The sequence below is a fragment of the Microbacterium sp. T3-8 genome, from assembly GCF_055398145.1.
In genome coordinates this window covers 2,741,070-2,768,061 of sequence record NZ_AP027918.1, presented here as the reverse complement: position 1 = coordinate 2,768,061, position 26,992 = coordinate 2,741,070, and the positions used below count along the sequence as shown (strand labels likewise).

Below are 26,992 nucleotides of genomic sequence, written 5' to 3'. Positions count from 1 at the left end.
ATGGGTACACAGAAGTTCAAGGCGGTCATTCCTGCGGCAGGTCTGGGGACGCGCTTCCTGCCGGCGACGAAGGCGATGCCGAAGGAGATGCTGCCGGTCGTCGACAAGCCGGCCATCCAGTACGTGGTCGAAGAGGCGGCGGATGCCGGGATCGACGACATCCTCGTCATCATCGGACGCAACAAGAACGCGATCTCCAACCACTTCGACTCGGTGCCCGAGCTCGAGGTCAAGCTCATGGAGAAGGGCGACCACGGTCGCCTGGAGCGCGTCGTGCGCTCGAGCGACCTCGCCGACATCCACTTCGTGCGCCAGGGCGAGCCGAAGGGACTCGGCCATGCCGTGCTGCGTGCCCGCGCGCACGTCGGCGACAGCTCCTTCGCCGTGCTCCTGGGCGATGATCTCATCGACGAGCGCGATCCGCTGCTCACCGAGATGCTGGCCGAGCACGAGCGCTCCGGCGCCGCCGTGATCGCCCTCATGGAGGTCGATCCCGCGAACATCCACATGTACGGCACGGCGGCCGTCGAGGACATCGAGGGTTCGGATGCCGTGCGCGTCACCGGACTCGTCGAGAAGCCCGCGCGCGAGGACGCCCCGTCGAACCTCGCCGTCATCGGGCGCTACGTGCTTCCCGCGTCGATCTTCGACATCCTCGAGCACACCGAACCCGGCAAGGGCGGGGAGATCCAGCTGACCGATGCGCTGCAGGAGATGGCGGCCGACCCGTCGGGCCCCGGAGTGGTCGGCGTGATCTTCGGCGGTCGGCGGTACGACACCGGTGACCGGGTCGAGTACATCAAGGCGATCGTGCAGCTGGCCTCCGACCGCGACGACCTCGGCGGCGAGCTGCGCCCGTGGTTGAAGGAGTTCGCCGAGCGCCTCTAGGCCTCCGGCGGGTCGAGCGCGAGATGATGGATCTCATGGCGGGCATGCGACACGGATCGATCGAGCTGCGCCTCGTGCGCACGAAGGATGCCCGCGTGCTCCAGCAGGAGCTGCTCGCGAACCGGTCCTGGTTGCAGCCGTGGGAGGCCACGGTTCCCTACGGCTCGGTGTCGTTCGACATGCGCCTGAGCATCCGTCGTCTGCTCCAGCAGTACCGCGACGGCGCCGGATACCCGTTCGTCATGGAGTACGACGGCGAGGTCGCCGGTCAGTTGAACGTGTGGGGAGTCTCACGCGGGTCGCTCTGCTCGGCGACGATCGGGTACTGGGTCAGCGAGAAGTTCGCGGGCAAGGGCATCACCCCCACCGCGGTCGCGCTCGCGACGGATGCGTGCTTCGTCGAGTACGGCCTGCACCGCATGGAGATCTGCATCCGCCCCGAGAACGCGGCGAGCCTGCGGGTGGTGCAGAAGCTCGGTTTCCGTTACGAGGGACTGCGTCGTCGGTACATCCACATCGACGGCGATTGGCGCGACCACTACGCGTTCGCGCTGACGAAGGAGGACGTGCCGCAGGGGGTGCTGGCGCGCTGGTTGAGCGGTCAGGTTCCTCCGGATGCCGCGACGATCCCTCCGTCGGACCGGCTCTCCGTCTGACGACACGCCGTCGGAAGCATCCGTCTGGTCGCGACACGCGCCCGGCTGGGGGCCGAGCGACCTTCGTACCCTTACCGTTATCGATATGGACGGGCCGGTGCTGAGCGGGGGAGTGATCGTGCTCGTCGCCGTGCTCCTGTGGATGCTCTATCTGCTGCCCTCGTGGCGCGGCCGTTTCCAGTACAACGCCGCCGAGCGCAACGCCGTGCGCCTGAACCAGGCGCTGCGCATCCTCGCCGAGACGAGCGAGACCCCCGAAGAGGTGCGCGTCGAGCTGAGCGCTCGCACCGCGCTGGCGCAGCAGAAGCTCGCCAAACGCGTGCAGTCCGAGCGCGAGTCCGCGGAGCTCGAGGCGCTGCGTGCCGAACTCGCGGCGACGCGGGCCGATCCGGTGATCCGTCAGGCGCGTGCGCGTCGTCGGGTGCGGATGCTGTCGACCGTCGCCGCGCTCGTCGGAGTGGTGCTCGCGGGACTCGGCGTGTGGCAACTGCTCGCGACCGGAGCGTCGACCCTGCTGTGGGTCGGCGGGGCTCTGGCCCTGCTCGGCGCGATCGCGCTGCAGCGGATGGCCGCTGTCGCTGGTCGAGTCGCCCGCGCGAGTCATGTGGTCGTCGAGGCGCCGCGAGAGCGCGTCGCGCCCGAGATCCACGACCAGGGTCGTGCGACGTGGACCCCGCGTCCGCTGCCCGAGCCGCTTGTCGCGGTCGCCGGGTCGCGCGCGCAGACCGCCCGCGCCGAGATCGACGCGCAGGAGCAGCTCCGCAAGGCCGCACGGCTTGCGGAACTCCGCGCCCGCGCCGAGCAGATCGCCGCCGAGCAGGCTCCGGCGCCCGTGCGGATTCCCGCCCCGCGTACCGCTCCTGCTGCCGAGGCTTCGCCCTACGCGAAGATGGGCTTCGTCGACGACGCCGAGATCGAGGCGCACGTGCGCGACATGCTCGCCCGTCGCGCGGCAGGGTGATCGCGGCGTCCGAGGTGGGGTCGACGTCGTGATAATGTTGATCTCCGTAAGGGCCTATGGCGCAGTTGGTAGCGCGCCTCGTTCGCATCGAGGAGGTCAGGGGTTCGAATCCCCTTAGGTCCACCACCACGAAAACCCCCGGGCAGCCGCCCGGGGGTTTCTGCTTTCCCGACGGGTGGCTGAAGGACTCAGCGCAAGGCGAGCCCGGCGAGCAGCTCCAGCACGCAGAGGGCTGCGAGGCGCACGGTGCGGGCGTCGTCGGCATCCGCTGTGGCGTCGACCTCGGCGAGGTCGGCGCTGACGACGCGCGGGTCGGCGGCGACGGCGCGGGTGAGGGCGCGCAGCTCCCACGCCTGCAGGCCACCGGGCACGCTCGCGGGGCAACCGGGGGCGACCGAGCGGTCGCAGACGTCGACGTCGATGTCGAGGTGGACGCGGGCATCTGATCCGGCACCGGCGATCTCGAGGGCTTCGTTCACGACGTCGTCGACACCGCGGCGGCGCACCTCATCGAGCGTGATCACCCGGATGCCCCAGTCCGCCGCCCGGCGGGCGTAGGCGACCGAGTTCGCGAAGTCGGCGATGCCGATCTGCACGATGCGCGTCGGGTCGATGCGGGCGGTGTCGAGCGTCGAGAGCACGGGGACGTCTTCGACGAGCCGGCGCACCGGGGTTCCGTTCGAGACGCCGTCGCGCAGGTCGAAGTGCGCGTCGAAGGTGATCAAACCGGTCGCCTGGGCGCCCAGCGCCACGGGGTAGGTGAGGGAGTTGTCGCCGCCGAGCGCGATGACGAACGACTCCGAGAGCTCCCGCACCCGCGCGATGACGGATGCCTCGCCCTCGTCGCCGTCGGGCTCGTGCACGTCGCCGGCATCCGCGATGCGCAGCACCTCGTTCAGGTCGATCGCCGGCGGGCCCATCAGCGCGGTGCCGTAGCGGGGGAGTGCGTCGCGGATCGCGGCCGGAGTCGCCCCGGCACCCGTGGGTGAGAGCGACGTGCGCCAGGCCGGGACACCCAGCAGCACGGCCTCCGCGTCGTCGACGGCGTCGGGAGAGGGCCAGGATCCGGCGCGCGGCCAGAGCGGATCGTGCGAGAGGGCCATGTCAGACTCCGGGGATCAGGGCGTGGGCGATCGAGAAGATGGCGAGGCCGGCGAGAGCACCGACGAACGTGCCGTTCAGGCGGATGTACTGCAGGTCGCGGCCGACCATGAGCTCGATCTTCTCGGTCGTCTCGGCCGGGTCCCAGCGTTCGACGGTGTCGGTGATGATCGAGGCGATGTCGTGGCGGTAGCGGTCGACGAGGAAGACCGCCGCATCCGATACCCAGGTGTCGACGCGGCGCTGCAGCGCGGCATCCGTCGTCAGACGCTCGCCCACCTCCTCGAGCGCCTGCACGGCCCGGCGGCGCAGCCCGCTCTCGGGGTCGGCCAGGGCCGTGAGCAGGCCGTTCTTCGCGGTGTTCCACGCCTCGGCGGCGAGGGCGCCGACGCGGGGGCTGTCGAACAGCGACGCCTTCGCGTTCTCGAGCTTCGCGCGGGTGGTCGGGTCGTTCTGCAGACTGTCGGCGAGGCGGCCGAGGTAGCCGTCGATCGCCAGGCGGGCCGGATGCCGGGGATCGGCCTGCACCGCCTGCACGAACTTCACGGCCTCGTTGTAGACGGTGTCGTCGACGAAGCGGTGCGCGAGCCGCGGCACCCATGAAGGCAGGCGCCGGGAGACGAGGCCGGAGAATGACTCGGCGTTCGCCTCGAGCCAGCGCCCGATGCTGTCGGCGGCGAGGTCGACCGCGCCGTGATGGGCGTCGGCCTCGACGATCTTCTCGAGCCAGGCGCCCGCGGGCGGGCCCCACTCGGGGGAGACGAGGTGCTCGCGCGCGAGGTCGGAGATGAGATCGCGCACGTCGTCGTCGCTGAGCCCGTTGAGGATCGCGGTGGCGATCGTCGCGCCCTCGGCGCCGACCCGCTCGGCGTGCGGCGTCTCGCGCAGCCACTCGCCGGCACGCTGCGCGATGGCGGTGGACGACAGTTTCGTGCGCACGACGCTCGCCTCGAGGAAGTTCGTCTCGACGAACTCGCCCAGGCTGCGGCCGATCTCGTCCTTGCGGCTCGGGATGATCGCGGTGTGCGGGATGGGGAGGCCCAGCGGGCGGCGGAAGAGCGCCGTCACCGCGAACCAGTCGGCGAGAGCACCCACCATTCCGCCCTCGGCCGCGGCGCGCACGTACCCGAGCCAGCTCATCCGCTCCTGGAACGCGAAGGCGAACACGAACACGACGGCCATGAAGATCAGCGCCCCCAGGGCGACCGCCTTCATACGGCGCAGCGCGCGGAGACGGACCTGATCGGCGGGCGAGAGCATCGCCATCGGTGTGCGCGGCATGAAGGCATCCTTTCACGCCGTGTCTGTGTAGTACCCTCACTACATCAGAAACGAGGTGCATCGTGTTCCGTATGACCGCTCGAGATTTCAATCAGTCCGTCGCGCGTGCGCAGCGCATCGCCGACGAGGAGCCGGTGCTCGTGACCCGCCGAGGCGAGCCGGCCTACGTGCTGCTGAACATCGACGAATACGAGCGGCTGCGGTCTGAGTCGCTCGCAGGCGACGATCGGTCGCTGCTCGATGTGATCGCGCCCGTGCCGACGAGCGCGGATCCCGACGACTTCTTCGGCCGCATCATGGACGACCTCGCGTCGGAACGAGCGCGCGACCTCGGGCGGGAGGTCGACCTGTGACGGGGTTCCTGCTCGACACGAACGTGGTCTCGGAGACCCGTCGACCGCGGCCCGATGCCGGTGTCGTGCGCTGGTTCGAGGCGACGCCGCGGCGATCCCTGCGGATCAGCGTGGTCACCGAGCTCGAACTCCGACGCGGCATCCTTCTCGTGCAGCGTCGTGATGCCGTCGCCGCAGCATCACTCGACCGATGGTTCCGATCCGTGCTGCAGGGCCTCGCCATTCCTGCGCTCGAGGTGACCGGTGCGGTCGCGCAGCTGGTGGCGGCGATCCAGGTGCCCGATCGTCGTCCCCTCGGTGATGCGTTGATCGCCGCGACCGCTCTTCACCACGGGCTCACGCTGGTGACCCGCAACGTGAAGGACTTCGACGTTCCCGGGCTCCCGGTGGTCGATCCCTTCGACGGGCTCAGTGACTCATGAGCGGGGTAACCTCGATGCGTGATCGAAGACATCAAGAAGCGCGCCCTGCACCGCACCGCCATCCTCGAGGGGCAGCTCCGCGGGGTCGCTCGGATGATCGAGAGCGAGGACTACTGCATGGACATCATCACGCAGTCCCGCGCGATCCAGAAGTCGCTCGAGTCCCTCAACCGGCTGCTGCTCGAGAACCATCTGCGCACCCACGTGACGCACATGTTCGAGGCGGGTGGGGAGGAGCGCGACCAGGCCGTCGCCGAGCTGCTCAAGGCGTTCGACTTCGATTCGAAGTAGCGCTCCTCGCCTCTCACGCCTTGCCGTCGAAGACCTCGCCCTCCATCGCGTCGTAGCCCTCGGCCTGCGGGTCTCCGTGCGAGCCGCCCGAGAGCGCGTACTCCTCTTCGGGGGAGAGCACGAGGCGGTGGCGGAAGAAGAGCCCGAATCCGAGCAGGATGATCGCGTACACGATCGCGATCGCGATGATGGCCGGGCCGAACGTCGGGTTGAGCAGGAAGCCGACGAAGATGAGCGCCGCGATGACGAGCGCGATGACGGCGCCGGGGATGCCCCAGGGGCTGACGTACGGACGATCGACGTTCGGGAACTTCTTGCGCAGGATGATGAACGACACGAGCTGCAGCCCGTAGGCGACGACCGCGCCCCAGACCGCGATGTTCAGCACGATCGCCCCGGCCACCGTTCCCGCACCCTCGGAGTCGACCGCGGTGAGCACGTCGAGCACGATCAGGGCGACGAAGCCGATCGCGGCGCCGACCGTGAGAGCGACCCACGGTGTCTGGCGCTTGCCCGTCAGTGAGAGGAAGCGCGGGTAGTACCCGGCGCGCGACAGCGAGTACATGTTGCGGCCGTAGGCGAACATGATGCCCTGCAGCGAGGCGAGCAGGCCGATCAGGGCGAACAGCGCGAGCACGGCGGCGAGCTGGTCTCCCACGATCGCGCGGAAGCCGTCGAGCAGGGGCTCTCCCGCGGTTCCGGTCGCCTCGGCACCGATCACGCCGGTGTTGAGGAACAGCACCAGGAGTCCGGTGACGATGAGGGTGCCGCGCGCCCAGAACCCGGCCTTCGGGATGTCGCGGGTGGGGTTGTGCGATTCCTCGGCCGCGAGCGGCAGCTCTTCGATGCCGAGGAAGAACCACATCGCGAACGGGAGGGCGAACAGGATCGGCAGGACGCCGTGGGGGAGGAAGGTCGACTGGCCCTCGTCGGGGACGATGTCCCACAGGGCATCCCACGAGAACGCACCGGAGAACAGCGCCATGAGCGAGAAGACGAGGATGATGCCGATCGAGATCACGGAGACGACGATCGCGAAGCGGAACGAGATGGCCGCTCCCGCGGAGTTCAGCGCGATGAAGACGACGTAGAGGATGAGGTACCAGACCCATCCGGGGAGTTCGAGACCGAGCAGTTCGCTCGTGATCCCATTGGCATACGACGCCGAGAAGTAGACGATCACCGCCGTGGTCGCGACGTACTCGATCGTCTCGGCGGCTCCGGTGACCAGGCCGCCCCACGGCCCCATGGCCGAGCGGGCGAAGGAGTAGGCGCCACCGGTGTGCGGCATCGCAGCCGCCATCTCGCCGATGGCGAAGATCATGCCGTAGTACATCGCCACGAGGATGACGAAGGCGATGAGCATCCCGCCGAACCCCGCGAAGTCGATACCGAAGTTCCATCCCGAGAAGTCTCCCGAGATGACAGCGGCGACCGCGAGTCCCCACAGGCCCCAGACGCCGGCCGACCTCTTCAGTGTGCGTTTCTCGAAGTACTCGCTCCCGGCACGTGTATAGGTCGCTCCAGCGACCTTGCGGGATTCATTGCTCTGCCCAGACATACGTTCTCCGCTCACTCGCATGCAGGCGCCGGGTGCACCTTGCGGATGATTGTGGCAGTCAATGGTGGTTTCGTCTACCTTTAAACGTCGCGGTGATCTACTCTGAGGGCGAAGCCGGTCGGCCGATCGCTTCACCGCAGGAGAACGGAGCGTCAGATGTCGGGAAACCTGAGCATCGAGCAGCTGGACGCCGGCATCGCCGCCGGCGAGATCGACACCGTGATCGTGGCCTTCGCCGATGCGCAGGGGCGTCTGGTCGGCAAACGCGTCTCGGCCCGCCTGTTCCAGGAGGACATCCTGTCGCACGGCGCCGAGGCCTGCGACTACCTGCTGTCGGTCGACGTCGACATGAACACGGTCGACGGCTACGCGATGTCGGGATGGGACCGCGGCTACGGTGACATGGTGCTGCGGCCCGACGCAGAGACGCTCCGCAACATCCCGTGGCTCGAGGGGACGGCGCTCGTGATGGCCGACCTCGTCTGGCAGAACGGCGAGCCGGTCGGACCGTCACCCCGGGCCATCCTCGACCGTCAGCGCGACCGGCTCGCCGAACGCGGCTGGACCGCGTACTCGGGCACGGAGCTCGAGTTCATCGTGTTCGAAGACACCTATCGCGAGGCCTGGGCGCGCAAGTACGAGGGGCTCACCCCCGCCACCGACTACAACGTCGATTACAACCTGCTCGCATCGACCCGCATGGAACCGCTGCTGCGCGACATCCGCAACGGCATGGACGGCGCAGGTCTCTACTGCGAGGGCGTCAAGGGCGAGTGCAACTTCGGTCAGCAGGAGATCGCCTTCCGCTACGCCGAGGTGCGCGAGACCGCCGACCAGCACGCGATCTACAAGAACGGCGCGAAGGAGATCGCCGAACAGCACGGTCAGTCGCTCACGTTCATGGCCAAGTTCAACGAGCGCGAGGGCAACAGCTGTCACATCCATCTGTCCCTGCGAGATCGGTCGGGCGCTCCGGTGATGGCCGGTGACGGCGAGCACGGATTCAGCCCCGTCATGGAGCACTGGATCGCCGGCATCCTCGCGACGCTGCGCGAGTTCACCCTGCTGTTCGCCCCGAACATCAACTCCTACAAGCGATTCGCCAAGGGCAGCTTCGCCCCGACGGGGGTCGCGTGGGGCATCGACAACCGCACCTGCGCCCTGCGCGTCGTCGGATCCGGATCGGGTCTGCGCGTCGAGAACCGGGTGCCGGGCGGAGACGTGAATCCCTACCTCGGCATCGCGGCGATCATCGCCGGCGGTCTGCACGGCATCGAGAACGAGCTGCCGCTGCCCGAGCGCTTCACCGGCAACGCCTACGAGGCGGGCGTCGATCACCTGCCCACGACCCTGCGCGAGGCCGCGCAGCTCTTCCGCGAGTCGACGATCGCTCGGGCGGCGTTCGGCGACGACGTGGTCGAGCACTACCTGAACCAGGCGCGCATCGAGGTCGAGGCCTACGACGCGGCCGTCACCGACTGGGAGCGCATCCGTGGTTTCGAGCGCCTCTGACCCCGCGCCGCTGATCGGCATCACGACCTACCTGGAGCGCGCGCAGCAGGGGGTGTGGGACGTGCGGGCGGCCTTCCTGCCCGAGCAGTACCTCACGAGCGTGACGTCGTCCGGCGGCATCGCGCTGCTGCTGCCGCCGCAGGATCCGGATGCCGCCGACGCGGCGATCGCGGGAATGGACGGGCTCGTGCTCTCCGGCGGCGCGGACGTCGCCCCCGAACTCTACGGCGAGCAACGGCATCCGCTCACCGACCCCGCGCGGGTCGATCGCGACGCGTGGGAGCTCGCGCTGTTCCATGCGGCCGAGCGTCGCGGCATCCCGGTGCTCGCGATCTGCCGGGGGCTGCAGCTCGTGAACGTCGCCCGCGGCGGCACGCTGCAGCAGCACCTGCCCGAATCGCTCGGGACCGAGAGGTACCGGATCGGCGGCGGCGTGTTCGCCGAGAACGACGTCGAGGTCGAGGTCGATACGGCGCTCGCCGGGATCCTCGGAGAGACCGACATGCGCGTGCACAGCTACCACCACCAGGGCGTCGGCCGGTTGGGCGACGGGCTCGTCGCCGCCGCGCACTCCGATGACGGCCTCGTTCAGGCCTTCGTCGACACGGCAGGCGCCCACATCGTCGGCGTGCAATGGCACCCCGAGGAGAACGCCGAGGACCGGCGACTCTTCGCCGATCTCGTCACACAGGCACGCGCGTTCGCCGCGCGGCGGAAGGAGGACGCCCGATGAGCGCGTTCACGGTCATCAACCCGTCGACGGGCGCGGCGATCCGCGAGATCGCCCGCGCCGATGCCGGAGAGACGGATGCCGCGATCGCGCGCGCCGTGTCCGCTCAGCGCCGGTGGGCGGCGCTCGCCCCCGTCGCGCGCGCCGATGCGCTGCGGGCGTTCGCGCGCGCCGTCGAGGGCGCCGCCGAGGAGCTGGCGCACCTGGAGGTGCTCAACTCCGGGCATCCGATCGGCTCCGCCCGTTGGGAGGCGGGTCATGTCGCCCAGGTGCTCAACTACTACTCCGCCGACCCCGAACGACTCTCGGGCCGGCAGATCCCGGTGGCGGGCGGGCTCGACGTCACCTTCCACGATCCCTACGGCGTGGTCGGGGTGATCGTGCCGTGGAACTTCCCGATGACGATCGCCGCGTGGGCGTTCGCTCCGGCGCTCGCCGCGGGCAACGCGGTGGTGCTGAAACCCGCCGAACTGACCCCGCTGACCGCGATCCGTCTGGGCGAGCTCGCGCTCGAAGCGGGGCTGCCCGCGGGACTCTTCGAGGTCGTGACCGGTTCGGGCTCCGTGGTGGGGCAGCGTCTCGTCGAGCATCCGGACGTGCGCAAGGTGGTCTTCACGGGGTCGACCGAGGTCGGCATCGAGGTCGCAGCCGGCTGCGCGCGGGCGCTCAAGCCCGTCACCCTCGAACTCGGTGGCAAGAGCGCCAACATCGTCTTCGCGGATGCCGATCTCGAGAAGGCCGCCGCGGCCGTCCCGGGATCGGTGTTCGACAACGCGGGGCAGGACTGCTGCGCGCGCAGCAGGCTCCTCGTGCAGCGTTCGGTGTACGACCGGTTCCTCGAGCTGTTGGAGCCGGCGGTCGCGGCGTGGCGGGTCGGTGACCCGTCGAGTGCCGACACCGACATGGGTCCGCTCATCTCCGCCGGTCACCGCGACACGGTCGCCGGGTTCCTCGACGACGCGACGATCGCATTCCGGGGGAGTGCACCGGAGGGCGATGGGTTCTGGTTCGCGCCCGCGGTGGTGCTGGCAGACCCCGCCGATCGGATCGCCCAGCAGGAGGTGTTCGGTCCGGTCGTCGCGGTCATGCCCTTCGACGACGAAGCCGACGCGATCCGTCTCGCGAACGACACCGCCTACGGCCTCGCCGGCTCCCTCTGGACCGAGAACCTCGGCCGCGCCGTCCGCGTCTCGCGCGGCGTGCAGAGCGGCGTGCTGTCGGTGAACTCGCACTCCTCGGTGCGCTACGCGACGCCCTTCGGCGGCATGAAGGCCTCCGGACTCGGGCGCGAGCTGGGGCCGGACGCCGCCGAGCACTTCACCGAGACCAAGAACGTCTTCTTCGCGACCGACTGAGCGCGACCCCGATCCCCTCGACCACCTGCAACGGAGAAACACACATGAGCATCGATCTGACCCAGCGCCTGAAGGACCGCGTCGCCATCATCACCGGTGGAGCGAGCGGCATCGGCTTCGCCACCGCCCAGCGCTTCGCCGCCGAGGGGGCGTTCGTCGTCATCGCCGACGTCGACCCCTCCTCGGGCGAGAAGGCGGCGGCCGAGGTCGGCGGGGCGTTCCGCCCGGTCGACGTCGCCGACCAGACCAAGGTCGACGCGCTGTTCGACGGCGTGGCAGCGGAGTTCGGGCGCATCGACATCGCCTTCAACAACGCCGGAATCTCGCCCGCCGACGACGACTCGATCGAGACGACCGAGCTGCCCGCCTGGGACCGCGTGCAGGACGTGAACCTCAAGAGCGTGTACCTCTGCAGCCGTGCGGCTCTGCGTCACATGGTGCCGGCGGGCCGCGGATCGATCATCAACACCGCCTCGTTCGTCGCGCTGCTGGGATCGGCGACCTCGCAGATCAGCTACACCGCGTCGAAGGGCGGCGTGCTCGCGATGTCGCGCGAGCTGGGCGTGCAGTTCGCCCGGCAGGGCGTACGGGTCAACGCGCTCTGCCCGGGGCCGGTGAACACCCCGCTGCTGCAGGAGCTGTTCGCGAAGGACCCCGAGCGCGCGCAGCGGCGTCTCGTGCATGTGCCGATGGGGCGCTTCGCCGAGCCGTCCGAACTCGCCGCCGCTGTCGCCTTCCTCGCCTCCGACGACTCGTCGTTCATCACCGCCAGCGCCTTCGTCGTCGACGGCGGCATCACCAACGCCTACGTCACTCCACTGTGAAGCGGGATGCGGTGATGTCGGATGCTGTGAAGCGGGATCATGTCGCTGTGACAGGCTGAGAAGCATGAGCGAGCACCCTTCCGACGGCGATCTCGTCGAGGTGCGCCGGGCGGTCTACCGCCCGCTGCGCCGCGGGAACGCTCTCGAGGATGCGGTCGCTCGCCTCGTGCAGACCATCCGACTCGGCGTCGTCGCTCCGGGGGAGTCGTTGCCCCCGGAGCGCGAGCTCGCGGCGTCCTTCGGGGTGAGCCGCGACACCGTGCGTGACGCGATCCGTGAGCTCGCCGACACCGGCTATCTGGTGCCGAAGCGCGGGCGGTACGGCGGCACGTTCGTCGCGGATCCGCTGCCGGAACCCTCGGATGCCGGGGCGGTGACCGCGGCCGAGATCGACGACGTGCTCGGCCTCCGGCGCGTGCTCGAGACCGGTGCCGTGCGCGCGGCGGCGAGCCGCACGCTGGATGCCGCGACGCGGGCGGATCTGTGGGCGCGGCACGAATCGGCGCTTCCGGCCGGCCCCGAGGAGTACCGCCGTCTCGACACGCTGCTGCACCTGGCGATCGCGGAGGCCGCGGGCGTCCCGTCACTCGTGGCGCTCGTCGCCGAGAACCGGGCCGACGTCAACGCCTGGCTCGACACCTTCCCCCTCCTGCCGCGCAACATCCAGCACTCGGGAGAGCAGCACGAGCGCATCGTCACGGCGATCCTCGCGGGTCGGCCCGACGTCGCCGAGGCCGCGATGCGCGACCACCTCGCCGGTTCCGAGGCGCTGCTGCGCGGGTTCCTGATCTGAATCCCGGGCAGCCGCGCAGTCCGTCAGCGCGCGGCCGCCTCGTCGGCGACGTTCAGCGCCTCATCGATCACGGCGAGTCCGCGCACCAGGTCGTCCTCCGAGATGATCAGCGGCGGCGCGACGTGCACGCGGTTGAAGTGCACGAACGGCCAGACGCCGCCCTTCTTCGCCGCGGCGGCGAAGGCACCCATCGGCGCGGCATCCGCTCCGGACGCATTGAACGGTACGAGCGGTTCGCGGGTCGCGCGGTCGCGCACCAGCTCGATCGCCCAGAAGAGACCGCGTCCGCGCACCTCGCCGACGCTCGGATGCGTCTCGGTCCAGCGGCGCAGGGTCGGTTCGACGATGCGCTCGCCCAGATCGCGCACGCGCTCGAGGATACCGTCGCGACGGAACACCTCGAAGGTGGCGACGCCCGCCGCGCACGCGAGCGGATGCCCGGAGTAGGTGAGTCCGCCGGCGAACGGCATCTCGTCGAACGCCGCGGAGATGCGATCCGAGATCACCACGCCGCCCAACGGCACGTAGCCGGAGTTGACGCCCTTCGCGAAGCTGATCAGGTCGGGTGTCGCATCGAACGCGTCGATGCCGAACCACTCGCCGAGGCGGCCGAACCCGACCATCACCTCGTCGGCGATGTAGACGATGCCATAGCGGTCGCACAGCTCGCGCACGCCGGGAAGGTACCCGGGCGGCGGCACGAGCACGCCGTTGGTGCCGACGACGGTCTCGATGATGATCGCCGCGATCGTGGCCGGACCCTCGAGCTGGATCGTCTGCTCGAGGTGTGCGAGCGCCCGCTCGGACTCCTGCTCGGGCGTCTCGGCGTGGAAGGGCGACCGGTACAGGTAGGGGCCGAAGAAGCGCACCGTGCCGTTGTCGACGCCGTCGTTCGCCCAGCGCCGCGGGTCGCCGGTGAGCGAGATCGCCGTGGAGGTCGACCCGTGGTAGCTGCGGTACATCGAGAGCACCTTGCGGCGCCCGGTGAACTGGCGAGCCATGCGCACGGCGTACTCGTTGGCCTCGGCGCCGCCGTTGGTGAAGAACACCTTCTGCATGCCCGCGGGCGCGACTTCGGAGATCAGGCGGGCGAGTTCGCCCCGCACGTCGTTCGCCATCGACGGCTGGATGGTCGCGAGCCGGCCGGCCTGCTGCTGGATCGCGGCGACCAGATCGGGATGCTGGTGGCCGAGGTTGAGGTTCACGAGCTGACTCGAGAAGTCGAGGTAGGCGTTGCCCGCGTAGTCCCAGAACGTCGATCCCTCGCCGGCGGCGACGGGCAGAGGATCGATCAGAGCCTGTGCGCTCCATGAGTGGAAGACGTGCCCCCGGTCGTCGGCGCGCACCTGCGCCTCGGCATCCGGAGCAGGCAGCGCGTGGGCCGCACCGTGGCGGTCGGTGAAGTTCGTCATCGGTCGTGCTCCTCGATCAGTGGTTGCTCGGGAAGCCGAGGTCGATCTGCGACGGCGTGTGGTCGGGCCAGCGGGTGGTGACCACTTTGGAGCGCGTGTAGAAGTGCACGGACTCGGGGCCGTAGATGTGGGAGTCGCCGAACAGCGAGTCCTTCCAGCCGCCGAAGGAGTACGCACCGATCGGCACGGGGATCGGCACGTTGACTCCGACCATCCCGACCTCGATGTCGAACTCGTACTGACGGGCCGTTCCGCCGTCGCGGGTGAAGATCGCGGTGCCGTTGCCGTAGGCGTTGGCGTTCACGAGCGCCACGGCATCCGCGTAGGTGTCGACGCGCACGACCGACAGCACCGGGCCGAAGATCTCGTCGTCGTACACCTTCGTGCCCGGGGTGACGTGGTCGATCAGACTGACGCCCAAGAAGAAGCCGTTCGAGTCGAACTCCTTCGCGGTGCCGTCGACGACGACCGTGGCGCCCTCGGCCGCCGCTCCCGTGACGTACGAGGCCACCCGGTCGCGGTGCTCGCGGGTGATGAGCGGGCCCATCTCGCTGGAGGGATCGGTGCCGTCGCCGATCGTGAGTCCGTCGATGCGGGAGGCGATCGCCGAGACCAGGTCGTCGGCGACGTCGCCGACGGCGACGAGCACCGACACGGCCATGCAGCGCTCGCCGGCCGAGCCGTAGGCGGCGGAGACCGCGGCATCGGCCGCCGCGTCGATGTCGGCATCCGGCATCACGACCATGTGGTTCTTCGCGCCCCCGAGGGCCTGCACGCGCTTGCCCGCGGCCGAGGCGCGCTGGTAGATCGAGCGGGCGATCGGGGTGGAGCCCACGAAGCTGACGGCCGACACGGTGGGCGACTCGAGCAGGGCGTCGACGGCCTCCTTGTCGCCGTGCACGACGTTGAGCACGCCGTCGGGGAGGCCCGCCTCCCGGAAGAGCTTCGCCAGCCACACGGCGGCCGACGGGTCCTTCTCGCTGGGCTTGAGCACGACCGTGTTGCCGCAGGCGATCGCCGAGGCGACCATCCACAGCGGCACCATCACGGGGAAGTTGAACGGCGTGATCGCGGCGACCACCCCCACCGGCTGCTTGACCGAGTGCACGTCGACGCCGCGTGAGACCTGTTCGCTGCGCTCGCCCTTGAGCAGGTGCACGAGACCGGCGGCGAACTCGACGTTCTCGATGCCGCGCGACACCTCGCCCGCGGCATCCGAGAGCACCTTGCCATGCTCGGAGGTGACGATCGCCGCGAGCTCGGGCGTGCGCTCCTTGAGCAGCTGGCGCAGCCGGAAGAACACGTCGGCGCGCTTGATCAGGCTCGTCTCGCGCCAGGCGGGTGCGGCGGCCGCGGCGGCGGCGATCGCGCCGTCGACCTCGGCGGTCGAGGCGAACGCGACCTCGCGGGTCACCTCACCGGTCGCGGGGTTGAAGATCTGACCGGTGCGGGCCGCCTCGGCGGTCTCCGAACCGTTGATGACATGACGGACGACGTCCACAGTGCTCCTGAGGGTGTGAAGGGGAAGGGGGAGAGGGGCTGCTCAGAGAACGGCCTGCGCGCGGGTGAGCACGTCGCGCAGGATCTGCTCGATCTCGCGGAACTCGGCCGGACCCACGGTCAGCGGCGGCGCGAGCTGGATCACGGGGTCGCCCCGGTCGTCGGCGCGGCAGTACAGGCCGGCCTCGAACAGCGCGGGAGAGAGGAATCCGCGCAGGAGTCGCTCGGACTCGGTGTCGTCGAAGGTCTCGCGCGTCGCCTTGTCCTTCACCAGCTCGATGCCGAAGAAGTAGCCGTCGCCGCGCACATCGCCCACGATCGGCAGATCGCTCAGCTTCTCGAGCTCGGCGCGGAACAGCGGCGAGTTCTCGCGGACGCGGGCGTTGAGTCCCTCCTCGTCGAAGATCGCGAGGTTCTCGAGCGCCACCGCCGCCGAGACCGGGTGACCGCCGAACGTGTAGCCGTGAGGGAACGACAGGTCGCCCTTCGAGAACGGCTCGTAGATGCGGTCGCTGACGATCGTCGCGCCGATCGGCGAGTACCCGCTCGTCATGCCCTTCGCGCAGGTGATCATGTCGGGCTCGTAGCCGAGACCCGTGCACGCGAAGGTGTGGCCGAGGCGCCCGAAGGCGCAGATGACCTCGTCCGAGACGAGCAGCACGTCGTGCCGGTCGCAGATCTCGCGCACCCGCTGGAAGTAGCCGGGAGGGGGCGGGAAGCATCCGCCGGAGTTCTGCACCGGCTCGAGGAAGACCGCGGCGACGGTGTCGGCGCCCTCGAAGAGGATCATCTCCTCGATGCGGTCGGCGGCCCAGCGGCCGAAGGCCTCGAGGTCGTCGGCGGGGGCACCCATCTCGGCCGCCCGGTAGAAGTTGGTGTTCGGCACCCGGAATCCGCCCGGGGCGACCGGCTCGAACATCGCCTTCATCGCGGGGATGCCGGTGATCGCCAGGGCGCCGTGCGGGGTGCCGTGATAGGCGACCGAGCGCGAGATCACCTTGTGCTTGGTGGGCTTGCCCTGCAGCTTCCAGTAGTGCTTCGCGAGTTTGAGCGCGGTCTCGACGGCTTCACCGCCGCCGGTCGAGAAGAAGACGCGGTTGAGGTCGCCGGGTGCCTCGTCGGCGAGGCGGTCGGCGAGTTCGATCGCCGCCGGGTGCGCGTACGACCACAGCGGGAAGAACGCGAGCTCGGATGCCTGCTTCGCCGCGGCCTCGGCGAGACGCTGCCGCCCGTGGCCGGCGTTGACGACGAAGAGGCCGGCGAGCCCGTCGAAGTACTCCTTGCCCTTCGCGTCCCAGATGCGGTGGCCCTCGCCCTTGACGATGATCGGCACACCGGAGGTGGCCATGGTCGACTGGCGCGTGAAGTGCATCCAGAGGTGGTCCTGAGCCTTCGCCTGCAGTGCGGCCTCGGCCTCGGGTGAGAGAGCGGTGTTCATCGGGTCCCCCAGTTGTAGAGCTGCTTCTGCAGCTTGGCGTAGATGAAGGTCTCGGTCGACAGCACGCCGTCGATCGGTCGGATGACGTCGTTGATCAGGGACAGCAGGTCTTCGTCGTCCTCGCAGACGACCTCGGCGAGCACGTCGAAGGCGCCGACCGTGATGACGACATAGTCGATCGCCTCGATCTCGGCGACGGCCTCGGCGACGCGGCGCGCATCGCCGGACACGCGGATGCCGATCATCGCCTGCCGGTGGAAGCCGAGCTGCATGGGGTCGGTGACCGCCACGATCTGCATCACCCCGGATTCGGTGAGCCGCTGCACGCGCTGACGGACCGCTGCTTCGCTCAGGCCGACGACGCGGCCGATGTCGGAGTACGAGCGACGCCCGTCGTCCTGGAGCAGCTCGATGATCGTCTTGGAGACGGCATCGAGGGGGGACTGCTTCTTCGAGGAGACCATGGTGCGATCCTCGCACCCGTAGCCGGTCATTTCAACCGATTTCGCAGGATCGATTCATTCAATCTGCGAATTCGGCAGGAAGTGTCAGGTTTTGCGGGGGCCGAGCCAGGCGCTCGCCGCGGTCGCGTGCGCGGATTCGGGATCGGAGGGGTGGAAGGCTCCGGCGAGCACGTCGCGGTAGAGGCGGGACAGCTCGTTGCTCGAGAAGTACGAGCCGCCTCCGGCGACGAGCATCGCCTCGTCGACGACCTGCTTCGCCGTCGTGATCGCGCGGTGCTTGAGCCCCGACAGCAGCGTGAACCAGCGGGCGCCGTGATCGACGCGCTCGTCGACGTCGCGCGCGAGGGCCCGGATCTGCGGCGGGAGCGCGTCGTAGGCGAGGCCCATGTCGGCGATCCGCCAGCGGATGTCGGGGTCCTGGCTGTACGCGGCGCCGGTGCTCTTCGAGCGGCGCCGGTGAGCGGTCTCGACCGCGAGATCGAGCGCGCGGCGGGCGAGCCCGGTGTAGACCGAGGCCAGCAGCACCTCGAAGACGCTGAAGATGCCGAACACGATCGGGTCGGGGTTCGGTCCCGGATCGATGCGCCGCACGACGTGCTCGGCGGCGGCCGCCGCGCCCGACAGACGAGTGGTGCGGCTCTGGGTGGCGCGCATGCCGAGGGTGTCCCAGTCGTCGCCGGTGACGACGGCATCCGTGCGCTCCACGAACGCGAACACGAGCTTCGGAGCGTCGGCGCTCGTCGTGTCGAGGCCGTGCAGTCCGAGCTTCGTCCACACCGGGGCGAGCGAGGTGAAGATCTTCGTGCCGGTGAACGTGTAGCCGCCGTCGGCGGTGGGCACGGCATCCGTGTCGCTGCCGAACAGCACGAGGTCGTTGCCGCCCTCGCTGATGCCGAAGGCGAAGACCTCGCCCGCGACTGCGCCGTCCTGCACGAACTCGAGGCCGGGGACCCCGCGGTCGGAGAACACCTTCGCGACACCCGTCCAGACGAGGTGCATGTTGATCGCCAGCGCGGTCGCCGGTGCGGCCGAGGCGAGGCGCTGCTGCAGGATCGCCGCCTCGGCGAGCCCGAGTCCCGCACCTCCCCGGTCGGCCGGGACGAGGATGGCGAGGTACCCGGCGGCGCGGAGCTCATCGAGATCCTGCTGGGGGAACGTGTTCTCGCGGTCGTGGATCGGTGCGCGTTCGCGGATCCGCTCGAGCAGATCGTCGGGCAGGAAGGCGGCCGGGTCGAAGGCGCTCATGCCAGGGCCTCCCGGAGCTGACGGATCGACTCCTCCGGCTTGTCGCGGTGCAGCGAGTGCCCGGCGCCGTCGACGATCGACATCGTCACGAGCGGGTTCGCGCTCAGCACGTCGGTCGCGGTATCGCCGGTGAAGATGCTGTAGACCTCGGGATCCGAGGCGATCACGTGCGTGGGTACGGCGAGGCGTGCGGCATCCGCTCGCACGTCCCAGGGGGTGTTCTGCACGCTGGTCTGCTCGACCGCCCAGGCGCTCGCCCGACGGACCGCGTCGACCTTGAGCTCCCAGTCCTGCGGGTGCCAGTGCGGATGCTCCTGCTGCACGACCTCGATCCGCTGGTCCGCGAACGCGCGCTCCTGACTCTTGCGCACGATCTTCGCGTCGCGGCCCTCGACGAAGATCGCGGGGTCGAGCAGGATCAGACGGCGCGTCCAGTCCGGGTCGGAGGCCGCGGCCACCGTGCTCGATGCGCCGCCGAGCGAGTGGCCGACGACGGCATCCCACGCGCCTCCGCGCTGCGGTCGCGCGATCCCGAGATCCGCGGCGTACGCGGCGACGGTGTAGTCGAGCGCCCGCGGTGCGTCGCCGTGACCGCGCAGGTCGACGGCGACCGCGTGCCACCCGGACTCGGCGAGGGCCTCGCCGAGGCGCCACATCAGCGCGCCGGACGACCCCAGCCCGTGCACGAGGAGCGCATGGCGGTCGGCGGTCGGATCGCCCCAGGAGAGGCGGGGGAGCATGAGCGGTGCGGCCATGCCCTCAGCCTAGAACCGCGACGGGAGGGAGTCTCCGTCGGGTGTCGATCGCCGTCATCCGAGCGGCGGCAGGTCTCCGTGGGTGCGGAGCACGCGCGCCGCGGCGGCGTGCCCGGCGGAGAGCCGGTCGGCGAGGGCCGTGCCATCGAGGGTCGCGGCGAGGAAACCCGCGGCGAAGGCGTCGCCGGCTCCGACGGGCTCGACGACGTCGACGCGCGGAGCGGGGACGAACACGGGCTCCTCGCCGGCGGCGAAGGCGGTCGCGCCGACGTCGCCGTCCTTGACGATCAGGAGAGCGCAGTTCGGCAGATGGGCGCGCACATCGGCGGCGGTCGCGGTGCCCCAGAGCCGCTCGGCCTCGTCACGGCCCACGAAGGCGATGTCGGCGGCGTCGGCGAGGCGGGTCAGAGTGGCCTGCGCGTCGTCCATCGACCACAGCGCTCGGCGGTCGTTCACATCGAACGAGACGAGGGCCCCCGCCTCGCGGGCGTCGACGTACAGGTCGTCGACCATGGCGCGGCACGAGGCGGAGAGCGCGGGCGTGATGCCCGTCGTGTGCACGACGCGCACGCCCCGCAGCCGGTCGACGGAGAGGAAGCCGGAATCCATCAGGGAGGCGGCCGATCCGCGGCGGTAGTAGTAGACCGACGAGGACTCGACGCCCGGATCCTTGAACATGACGCCGGTGGGAGCATCCGCGTCCTTCTCGGCCCAGAGCTCGACCCCGCGCCGAGCAAGCTCGCCGGTGATGCGCTCAGCGATGGGATCGTCGCCGAGGCGCGACGCCCACACGGCCCGGTGCCCCGCGGCGACCAGGCCGACCGCGACGTTGCCCTCGGCGCCCGCGATGCCGAGGGCGGCGGTCTCGGTCTCGGCCAGAGGAGCGCCCAGTGCGGTGACGAGGCCCATGGACTCGCCGATGCAGACGACCTCGGGCGCGGACGGAGAAGAGGGGAGCGTGCTCATGAGGGGGTGACCGCCAGGGGTTCGGTGTCGGGGTAGGGGCTCGCGTCGCGATGACGCAGGTCGGGGAGGGCGCGGACGAAGACGATCGACACGACCAGACCGAGCGCGGCGAAGAGGACGGCGGCGAAGTAGGCTCCGCGGGCGTCGGTGGCATCGACGAGGAAGCCGGCCACCGCGGATCCGGCAGCGGCGCCGATGAGCTGACCGGTGCCCGCCCAGCCGAAGGCCTCGGCGGTCTCGCTGAACTTGACGCTCGCCGTCGTGATCGCGAACAGCACCGCGAGGGCCGGCGCGATGCCGATACCGGCGAGGATGAGCGTGCCGCCGAGCCAGAACACGTTGAGCGAGACCATGGTGAGCGCGAGGCCGACCGTCACGATCGTGAGGCGGCGCGCCATCGCCCACGGCCCGATCGGGATGTGTCCGAACGACAGCCCACCCGCGAGGCTTCCCACCGCGAAGACCGCGAGCACCAGGCCCGCCTCGAGACTGCCGTGCTCGAAGGTCGCGACCACGCCCACCTCGACCGCGGAGCACGCGCCGATGAGGAGGAAGCCGATCATGGTGGCCATCAGCACCGGGGGCTTGAGCACCACCTTGCCGAGCGCGCTGCGGCTGCGCGGGATGCGCACGCGCCCGACCTCGGGGGAGAGGATGAACCACGAGCCGCCGCCGACGAGGAACACCGCCACGAGGAGCAGGCCCTGCGTGGTGCCGACCTGGGTCGAGACCAGCGTGATGACCACCGGGGCGAGGATCCAGATGATCTCCTGCAGCGAGGCGTCGAGGGAGAAGAGGGGAGTGAGCTGCTTGGCGTTGACGAGCTTGGGGTAGATCGTGCGCACCGCCGACTGCACGGGCGGTGTCGAGAGCCCGGCGATCAGACCGAGCGCCATGTACCCGGGCAGGCTCAGGGGGAGCAGGGCCAGGCAGAGCACGGCGACGACGCAGACCGAGAGGGTGAGGGTGAGCACCCGACGCATGCCCCACGCGCCCATCCAGCGGCTGGTCACGGGGCCGGCGACGGCCTGCCCGACGCTCGTCGCGGCGAGGACGAGGCCCGCGGCGCCGTACGACCCGGTCTGCTGCTCGACGTGCAGCAGGATCGCGAGCGAGGACATGCCGTTGGGGAATCGCGCCGTCAGCTGAGCCGCGATCATGCGCGCCACTCCGGGCGTGCGAAGAAGGTCCTGATATCCCGCCACCAGACAACGGTACCGGCAGCCGCGGACGCTACGGGAACGGTCGGATGCCCCGGCATCGGCGACACGCCGACGACACGCCGAGGAGCAGTTTCCACAGGAATCCGAATGTCGGATGCCCGGCGTAGCGTGCGACCTGTGGATGGATCTCTCACAGGTGCCTCCCAGCCGCGATTTCTCGCGGTTCGGGAGCCCTGCGCCCGCCCCTCCGCCTGTGGAAGAAACGGTGGAGAACCTGTGTTGTATCTGGGGAGAGCGGTGGAAAAACTACACGAATGTAACTACTACCCCTTGTGGTCACTCCGAGTGTCCGTCCCTATATGTAGTATTGAACTCCCGGCGGAGGACTGCCGGCCACACAACGATTCTGAGGGGAAACAGATGTCGATCACGGTCTACACCAAGCCTTCCTGCGTCCAGTGCAACGCGACCTACCGCGCCCTGGATGCCAAGGGCATCGAGTACGAGATCCACGACCTGTCGGAGGACCCGACGGCCCTGGAGCAGGTCAAGGCGCTGGGCTACATGCAGGCGCCGGTCGTCGTCACCGACGAGGACCACTGGTCGGGCTTCCGTCCCGACAAGATCGACGAGCTCGCGACCCGTCTGGCCTGATCGGGCAGCCGCGCAGCGGGGTGAGAGAGCGAATCGACGCATGAACGCCATCGCGACCGCAGCACCGCTCCTCGTCTACTTCTCGAGCGTGTCCGGAAACACGGCGCGCTTCATCGAGAAACTGGGCCTTCCCGCCCGACGTATCCCGCTCCACCGGAACGACGGAGAGCTCGTCATCGACGAGCCCTACGTTCTGGTCACCCCGACCTATGGCGGGGGCGAGGGGCGAGGCGTCGAGCGGGGCGCCGTGCCCAAGCAGGTGATCCGGTTCCTCAACGACGAGCGCAACCGTCGTCACATCCGCGGAGTGATCTCCGCAGGCAACACCAACTTCGGCGAGGCATTCTGCCTCGCCGGCGACATCATCAGCCGCAAGTGCCACGTGCCTCACTTGTATCGGCTAGAAATCTTCGGCACACAGGACGACGTGGATCGCGTCAGCGACGGATTGGAACGAGTGTGGGCAGCGCAGTTGACGAGCAGACCGTGACACAGCAGGCGGCGTTCAAGATGAACCAGGCGTACGAGGGGCTGGACTACCACGCCCTGAACGCGATGCTGAACCTCTACGACGCGAACGGCAAGATCCAGTTCGACGCCGACAAGCGTGCGGCGCGGGAGTACTTCCTGCAGCACGTCAACCAGAACACGGTCTTCTTCCACTCCCTCAAGGAGCGCCTCGACTACCTGGTCGAGAAGGAGTACTACGAGCCGGCCGTGATCGAGCAGTACTCGCTCGAGTTCATCCAGAAGCTCAACGACCTCGCTTACGGCAAGAAGTTCCGCTTCGAGACGTTCCTCGGCGCCTTCAAGTACTACACGAGCTACACGCTCAAGACGTTCGACGGCAAGCGCTACCTCGAGCGCTTCGAGGACCGCGTCGTCATGACCGCCCTCGGACTCGCCGACGGTGACGAGAAGCTCGCCGTCGCCCTGGTGGAGGAGATCATCTCCGGCCGGTTCCAGCCGGCGACGCCGACCTTCCTCAACGCGGGCAAGGCGCAGCGCGGCGAGCTCGTCAGCTGCTTCCTCCTGCGCATCGAAGACAACATGGAGTCGATCGCCCGCGGCATCAACTCGGCGCTGCAGCTCTCCAAGCGCGGCGGCGGCGTGGCGCTGCTGCTCTCGAACATCCGTGAGGCCGGCGCCCCGATCAAGCAGATCGAGAACCAGTCCTCGGGCATCATCCCCGTGATGAAGCTGCTCGAAGACAGCTTCAGCTACGCCAACCAGCTCGGTGCCCGTCAGGGCGCGGGTGCGGTGTACCTCAACGCGCACCACCCCGACATCATGCGGTTCCTCGACACCAAGCGCGAGAACGCCGACGAGAAGATCCGCATCAAGACCCTCTCGCTGGGTGTCGTCGTTCCCGACATCACCTTCGAGCTCGCCAAGAACGGCGAGGACATGTACCTCTTCTCGCCGTACGACGTCGAGAAGGTCTACGGCGTGCCCTTCGGTGACATCTCGGTCACCGAGAAGTACCGCGAGATGGTCGACGACTCGCGCATCAAGAAGACCAAGATCAACGCTCGCGAGTTCTTCCAGACCGTCGCCGAGATCCAGTTCGAGTCGGGCTACCCGTACATCATGTTCGAGGACACGGTGAACAAGGCCAACCCGATCAAGGGCCGCATCAACATGTCGAACCTCTGCAGCGAGATCCTGCAGGTGAACACGCCGACCACGTACAACGACGACCTGTCGTACGACCAGATCGGCAAGGACATCTCCTGCAACCTCGGCTCGATGAACATCGCGCTCTCGATGGATGCCGACGACCTCGGTCAGACCGTCGAGACGGCGATCCGTGCGCTCAGCGCGGTGAGCGACCAGAGCCACATCCGCTCGGTCCGTTCGATCGAAGACGGCAACGACCGCTCGCACGCCATCGGCCTCGGCCAGATGAACCTGCACGGCTACCTCGCTCGCGAGCACGTCTACTACGGCTCCGAAGAGGGCATCGACTTCACGAACATCTACTTCTACACGGTGCTGTTCCACGCGCTGCGCGCCTCGAACAACCTCGCGATCGAGCGCAAGCAGGCGTTCGACGGCTTCGAGGACTCGACGTACGCCTCGGGCGCGTTCTTCGACAAGTACATCGACCAGGAGTGGGTGCCGGCGACCGAGAAGGTCAAGGAGCTCTTCGCGGGCAAGCACATCCCGACGCAGGCCGACTGGGTGGCGCTGAAGGCGTCCATCCAGGAGCACGGCATCTACAACCAGAACCTGCAGGCGGTGCCGCCGACCGGATCGATCTCGTACATCAACAACTCGACGTCGTCGATCCACCCGATCGCGTCGAAGATCGAGATCCGCAAGGAAGGCAAGCTCGGTCGCGTCTACTACCCGGCGGCGTTCATGACGAACGACAACCTGGAGTACTACCAGGACGCCTACGAGATCGGCTACGAGAAGGTCATCGACACGTACGCCGCGGCGACGCAGCACGTCGACCAGGGCCTGTCGCTGACGCTGTTCTTCAAGGACACCGCCACGACGCGCGACATCAACAAGGCGCAGATCTACGCATGGCGCAAGGGCATCAAGACGATCTACTACATCCGTCTGCGTCAGATGGCGCTCGAGGGCACCGACATGACCGAGTGCGTCTCCTGCATGCTCTGACCCGTCACTGATTATCGAGAAACGACGAACATGACTCCTCACCCTCCGCTCAAGCTGGTCGACAGCGTGCAGGCGATCAACTGGAACCGCATCGAAGACGACAAGGACCTCGAGGTCTGGAACCGTCTGGTGAACAACTTCTGGCTGCCCGAGAAGGTGCCGCTGTCGAACGACATCCAGTCGTGGAACACGCTCACCCCCGAGGAGCAGCTGCTGACGATGCGCGTCTTCACGGGTCTCACGCTGCTCGACACGATCCAGGGAACCGTGGGCGCCGTGTCGCTCATCCCCGACTCGATCACCCCGCACGAAGAGGCGGTGTACACCAACATCGCGTTCATGGAGTCGGTGCACGCGAAGAGCTACTCCTCGATCTTCTCGACGCTCGCGTCGACGAAGGAGATCGACGAGGCGTTCCGGTGGTCGACCGAGAATCCGAACCTTCAGAAGAAGGCTCAGATCATCATGGACTACTACCAGGGCGACGACCCGCTCAAGCGCAAGATCGCCTCGACCCTGCTCGAGTCGTTCCTGTTCTACTCGGGCTTCTACCTGCCGATCTACTGGTCGTCGAAGGCGAAGCTGACGAACACGGCCGACCTCATCCGCCTCATCATCCGTGACGAGGCCGTGCACGGCTACTACATCGGCTACAAGTTCCAGAAGGGTCTCGAGAACGAGACCCAGGAGCGCCGCGACGAGCTGAAGGACTACACCTTCTCGCTCCTCTACGAGCTCTACGACAACGAGGTGCAGTACACGCAGGACCTCTACGACGGCGTCGGGCTGACCGAGGACGTCAAGAAGTTCCTGCACTACAACGCCAACAAGGCGCTCATGAACCTCGGCTACGAGGCGATGTTCCCGTCGACGGTCACGAACGTGAACCCGGCGATCCTGTCGGCCCTGTCGCCGAACGCCGACGAGAACCACGACTTCTTCTCGGGCTCGGGTTCCTCCTACGTCATCGGCAAGGCCGAGGCGACGGAAGACGACGACTGGGACTTCTGAGTCACTGTCAGCGGGGCGGTCCGCTCGGCGATCATCTCGCGTGATCGGTTCCGGCGCGCTCGTGATCGGTTCAGGCGCGCTCGCCGGCAAGGCGAGCGCGCCGCTCCTCCTCGCGTTTCGAGTAGGTGGCGGCGCGGATCGAATCGTCCGACTCCAAGCCGGTGCCCAGTGCCCCGCCGAGAGTCGCGGCCGACGCGACGAACCAGGTGAGCACGAACAGGTCGGGAAGTGCGACGGCGCGACCGAGGGCGTCGCTCATCACCGCCGTATCGAGGACGAAGAGGGCCCAGGCGAGGTTCACGGCGTACAGGGCCAGATAGCAGATGACGATCCCCACGGTCAGAGTCAGAATCGTCGAGGTGTTGTAGAGCCGGGATCTCTCCCGCGACGCGGGCGAGTCGTCCTCGGGGCGGTCCCAGAGCTCGCCGTCGATCACGATCCAGGCGATGAGGATAGCGATGGAGGCGACCATCGCCGCCGCCAGGCGCCAGCCCGACAGGGAGATCGCGAGCGACCACACCGTCGGTTCGATCGTCGCCACGGCGCCAGTCGCCAGGGCCGCGACCAACGCCGACTTGAGTCCCGCGGCGAGCATCCACGGGCGGTTCGCCAGCACCATGCCCATGAGCAGGCGCCCGCGGGCGCTGATCCGGGGGAGCGGCAGGCGCTGATCCTCGCGCGTGGCGGGTTCGGCCATCTCATCCATGAGCCCTCGTACGGCGTGGCGTGCTCGCGCCTGCACCCGCACGCCGCCCAGAGCGGGCAGTGACAGCACCGCGGACCGGCGCCGCGCGTCGATCGCCGCCAGCAGATAGCGGCCGTCGTCGGCGCGCAGCGGGAGCTCGGTGACACCGACGACGAGATCCCACCCGTTCCGCTCGGCGTGCCCGCCGAGCCGAGCCACGGCGACGTCGACATCTTCGGACCCGAGGGTGAACGGTTCGCTGACGACTTCGACCGTCCAGCCGACGGCCTCGGCGGTGATCGGCGGCGCGAGGTCGGTCATCCGACGAGCCACGGCCGTG

The 26,992-nt window shown here is 68.8% G+C and carries 27 protein-coding genes and 1 tRNA gene; 16 read left to right on the top strand and 12 right to left on the bottom strand.

Features of this window, described 5'->3' with window-relative positions:
* The 4 genes from galU to ACZ5Y9_RS13215 all read left to right on the top strand — a co-directional run bounded on the left by galU (position 1) and on the right by ACZ5Y9_RS13215 (position 2,631).
* The gene (gene galU / locus ACZ5Y9_RS13230; RefSeq protein WP_247624959.1) at positions 1-888 is read left to right on the top strand and encodes a UTP--glucose-1-phosphate uridylyltransferase GalU; all 888 of its coding nucleotides are present in this window, start codon (positions 1-3) and stop codon (positions 886-888) included.
* A 44-nt stretch (positions 889-932) separates the two neighbouring features.
* Complete coding sequence (locus ACZ5Y9_RS13225) at positions 933-1,544, top strand: GNAT family N-acetyltransferase (RefSeq protein ID WP_247625270.1); 612 nt, start codon at positions 933-935, stop codon at positions 1,542-1,544.
* An 85-nt stretch (positions 1,545-1,629) separates the two neighbouring features.
* A complete protein-coding gene (locus ACZ5Y9_RS13220; RefSeq protein WP_464471539.1) occupies positions 1,630-2,505 on the top strand; it encodes a hypothetical protein in 876 nt (291 codons plus the stop codon).
* Positions 2,506-2,555: 50 nt separating this feature from the next.
* Positions 2,556-2,631, top strand: a tRNA-Ala gene (locus tag ACZ5Y9_RS13215).
* Positions 2,632-2,693: 62 nt separating this feature from the next.
* Here the strand turns inward: ACZ5Y9_RS13215 and ACZ5Y9_RS13210 are convergent.
* Complete coding sequence (locus ACZ5Y9_RS13210) at positions 2,694-3,608, bottom strand: arginase family protein (protein WP_247624957.1); 915 nt, start codon at positions 3,606-3,608, stop codon at positions 2,694-2,696.
* A gap of 1 nt (position 3,609) precedes the next feature.
* A complete protein-coding gene (locus ACZ5Y9_RS13205; protein WP_247634236.1) occupies positions 3,610-4,887 on the bottom strand; it encodes a DUF445 domain-containing protein in 1,278 nt (425 codons plus the stop codon).
* 71 nt (positions 4,888-4,958) lie between these two features.
* Between ACZ5Y9_RS13205 and ACZ5Y9_RS13200 the strand changes: the two genes are divergently transcribed.
* The 3 genes from ACZ5Y9_RS13200 to ACZ5Y9_RS13190 are packed head-to-tail and all read left to right on the top strand — an operon-like array spanning position 4,959 to position 5,953.
* A complete protein-coding gene (locus tag ACZ5Y9_RS13200; protein WP_464471538.1) occupies positions 4,959-5,240 on the top strand; it encodes a type II toxin-antitoxin system prevent-host-death family antitoxin in 282 nt (93 codons plus the stop codon).
* Positions 5,237-5,662 (top strand): PIN domain-containing protein, encoded by a 426-nt coding sequence (locus tag ACZ5Y9_RS13195; protein ID WP_464471537.1) that lies wholly within the window; start codon positions 5,237-5,239, stop codon positions 5,660-5,662. Before ACZ5Y9_RS13200 ends, ACZ5Y9_RS13195 begins: the two co-directional genes overlap by 4 nt.
* Before the next feature lie 18 nt (positions 5,663-5,680).
* Entirely contained in the window at positions 5,681-5,953 is a 273-nt protein-coding gene (locus ACZ5Y9_RS13190) for a metal-sensitive transcriptional regulator (protein WP_247624953.1), read from the top strand.
* 13 nt (positions 5,954-5,966) lie between these two features.
* On the opposite strand, the gene ACZ5Y9_RS13185 is transcribed toward ACZ5Y9_RS13190, so the two are convergent.
* Entirely contained in the window at positions 5,967-7,514 is a 1,548-nt protein-coding gene (locus ACZ5Y9_RS13185; RefSeq protein ID WP_247956638.1) for an amino acid permease, read from the bottom strand.
* A gap of 156 nt (positions 7,515-7,670) precedes the next feature.
* Here ACZ5Y9_RS13185 and ACZ5Y9_RS13180 point away from each other — a divergent pair, with 156 nt between their 5' ends.
* The 5 genes from ACZ5Y9_RS13180 (at position 7,671) to ACZ5Y9_RS13160 (ending at position 12,728) form a co-directional block, all read left to right on the top strand.
* Entirely contained in the window at positions 7,671-9,026 is a 1,356-nt protein-coding gene (locus ACZ5Y9_RS13180; protein ID WP_247624951.1) for a glutamine synthetase family protein, read from the top strand.
* The gene (locus ACZ5Y9_RS13175) at positions 9,007-9,759 is read left to right on the top strand and encodes a gamma-glutamyl-gamma-aminobutyrate hydrolase family protein (protein ID WP_247624950.1); all 753 of its coding nucleotides are present in this window, start codon (positions 9,007-9,009) and stop codon (positions 9,757-9,759) included. Before ACZ5Y9_RS13180 ends, ACZ5Y9_RS13175 begins: the two co-directional genes overlap by 20 nt.
* Complete coding sequence (locus ACZ5Y9_RS13170; RefSeq protein WP_464471536.1) at positions 9,756-11,111, top strand: aldehyde dehydrogenase family protein; 1,356 nt, start codon at positions 9,756-9,758, stop codon at positions 11,109-11,111. Before ACZ5Y9_RS13175 ends, ACZ5Y9_RS13170 begins: the two co-directional genes overlap by 4 nt.
* 44 nt (positions 11,112-11,155) lie before the next feature.
* Complete coding sequence (locus ACZ5Y9_RS13165) at positions 11,156-11,935, top strand: 3-oxoacyl-ACP reductase (RefSeq protein WP_464471535.1); 780 nt, start codon at positions 11,156-11,158, stop codon at positions 11,933-11,935.
* A gap of 64 nt (positions 11,936-11,999) precedes the next feature.
* Positions 12,000-12,728, top strand: coding sequence for a FadR/GntR family transcriptional regulator (locus tag ACZ5Y9_RS13160; RefSeq protein ID WP_247624947.1), 729 nt, complete (start codon positions 12,000-12,002; stop codon positions 12,726-12,728).
* Positions 12,729-12,751: 23 nt separating this feature from the next.
* Here the strand turns inward: ACZ5Y9_RS13160 and ACZ5Y9_RS13155 are convergent, their stop codons facing one another.
* The 8 genes from ACZ5Y9_RS13155 to ACZ5Y9_RS13120 form a co-directional block, all read right to left on the bottom strand.
* The gene (locus ACZ5Y9_RS13155; protein WP_247624946.1) at positions 12,752-14,140 is read right to left on the bottom strand and encodes an aspartate aminotransferase family protein; all 1,389 of its coding nucleotides are present in this window, start codon (positions 14,138-14,140) and stop codon (positions 12,752-12,754) included.
* Positions 14,141-14,156: 16 nt separating this feature from the next.
* On the bottom strand, positions 14,157-15,641 hold the full coding sequence (locus ACZ5Y9_RS13150) for a CoA-acylating methylmalonate-semialdehyde dehydrogenase (protein WP_247624945.1): 1,485 nt from the start codon (positions 15,639-15,641) through the stop codon (positions 14,157-14,159).
* Between the two features lie 42 nt (positions 15,642-15,683).
* Entirely contained in the window at positions 15,684-17,078 is a 1,395-nt protein-coding gene (locus ACZ5Y9_RS13145) for an aspartate aminotransferase family protein (RefSeq protein WP_464471534.1), read from the bottom strand.
* Positions 17,075-17,542 (bottom strand): Lrp/AsnC family transcriptional regulator, encoded by a 468-nt coding sequence (locus ACZ5Y9_RS13140; protein ID WP_247624943.1) that lies wholly within the window; start codon positions 17,540-17,542, stop codon positions 17,075-17,077. The genes ACZ5Y9_RS13145 and ACZ5Y9_RS13140 overlap by 4 nt, the downstream gene beginning before the upstream one ends.
* Positions 17,543-17,626: 84 nt before the next feature.
* The gene (locus ACZ5Y9_RS13135; RefSeq protein WP_247624942.1) at positions 17,627-18,787 is read right to left on the bottom strand and encodes an acyl-CoA dehydrogenase family protein; all 1,161 of its coding nucleotides are present in this window, start codon (positions 18,785-18,787) and stop codon (positions 17,627-17,629) included.
* Complete coding sequence (locus ACZ5Y9_RS13130; protein ID WP_336641996.1) at positions 18,784-19,542, bottom strand: alpha/beta fold hydrolase; 759 nt, start codon at positions 19,540-19,542, stop codon at positions 18,784-18,786. The genes ACZ5Y9_RS13135 and ACZ5Y9_RS13130 overlap by 4 nt, the downstream gene beginning before the upstream one ends.
* A gap of 54 nt (positions 19,543-19,596) precedes the next feature.
* On the bottom strand, positions 19,597-20,508 hold the full coding sequence (locus tag ACZ5Y9_RS13125) for a sugar kinase (RefSeq protein WP_247624940.1): 912 nt from the start codon (positions 20,506-20,508) through the stop codon (positions 19,597-19,599).
* The gene (locus ACZ5Y9_RS13120; RefSeq protein ID WP_247624939.1) at positions 20,505-21,713 is read right to left on the bottom strand and encodes an MFS transporter; all 1,209 of its coding nucleotides are present in this window, start codon (positions 21,711-21,713) and stop codon (positions 20,505-20,507) included. Before ACZ5Y9_RS13120 ends, ACZ5Y9_RS13125 begins: the two co-directional genes overlap by 4 nt.
* A 378-nt stretch (positions 21,714-22,091) precedes the next feature.
* Between ACZ5Y9_RS13120 and nrdH the strand changes: the two genes are divergently transcribed.
* The 4 genes from nrdH to nrdF are packed head-to-tail and all read left to right on the top strand — an operon-like array spanning position 22,092 to position 25,967.
* On the top strand, positions 22,092-22,325 hold the full coding sequence (nrdH, locus tag ACZ5Y9_RS13115; protein WP_247624938.1) for a glutaredoxin-like protein NrdH: 234 nt from the start codon (positions 22,092-22,094) through the stop codon (positions 22,323-22,325).
* A gap of 40 nt (positions 22,326-22,365) precedes the next feature.
* Positions 22,366-22,815: a class Ib ribonucleoside-diphosphate reductase assembly flavoprotein NrdI gene (gene nrdI, locus ACZ5Y9_RS13110; protein ID WP_247624937.1), complete on the top strand. Its 450-nt coding sequence runs from the start codon at positions 22,366-22,368 to the stop codon at positions 22,813-22,815.
* Positions 22,816-22,835: 20 nt separating this feature from the next.
* Positions 22,836-24,956 (top strand): class 1b ribonucleoside-diphosphate reductase subunit alpha, encoded by a 2,121-nt coding sequence (gene nrdE / locus ACZ5Y9_RS13105; protein WP_247625269.1) that lies wholly within the window; start codon positions 22,836-22,838, stop codon positions 24,954-24,956.
* Between the two features lie 30 nt (positions 24,957-24,986).
* A complete protein-coding gene (gene nrdF / locus ACZ5Y9_RS13100; RefSeq protein WP_247624936.1) occupies positions 24,987-25,967 on the top strand; it encodes a class 1b ribonucleoside-diphosphate reductase subunit beta in 981 nt (326 codons plus the stop codon).
* Between the two features lie 70 nt (positions 25,968-26,037).
* Here nrdF and ACZ5Y9_RS13095 read toward each other — a convergent pair whose 3' ends face one another.
* Positions 26,038-26,973 carry a hypothetical protein gene (locus ACZ5Y9_RS13095; RefSeq protein ID WP_464471533.1) on the bottom strand — a complete coding sequence of 312 codons (936 nt, stop codon included), beginning with the start codon at positions 26,971-26,973 and terminating at the stop codon, positions 26,038-26,040.
* Between the last annotated feature and the right edge of the window lie 19 nt (positions 26,974-26,992).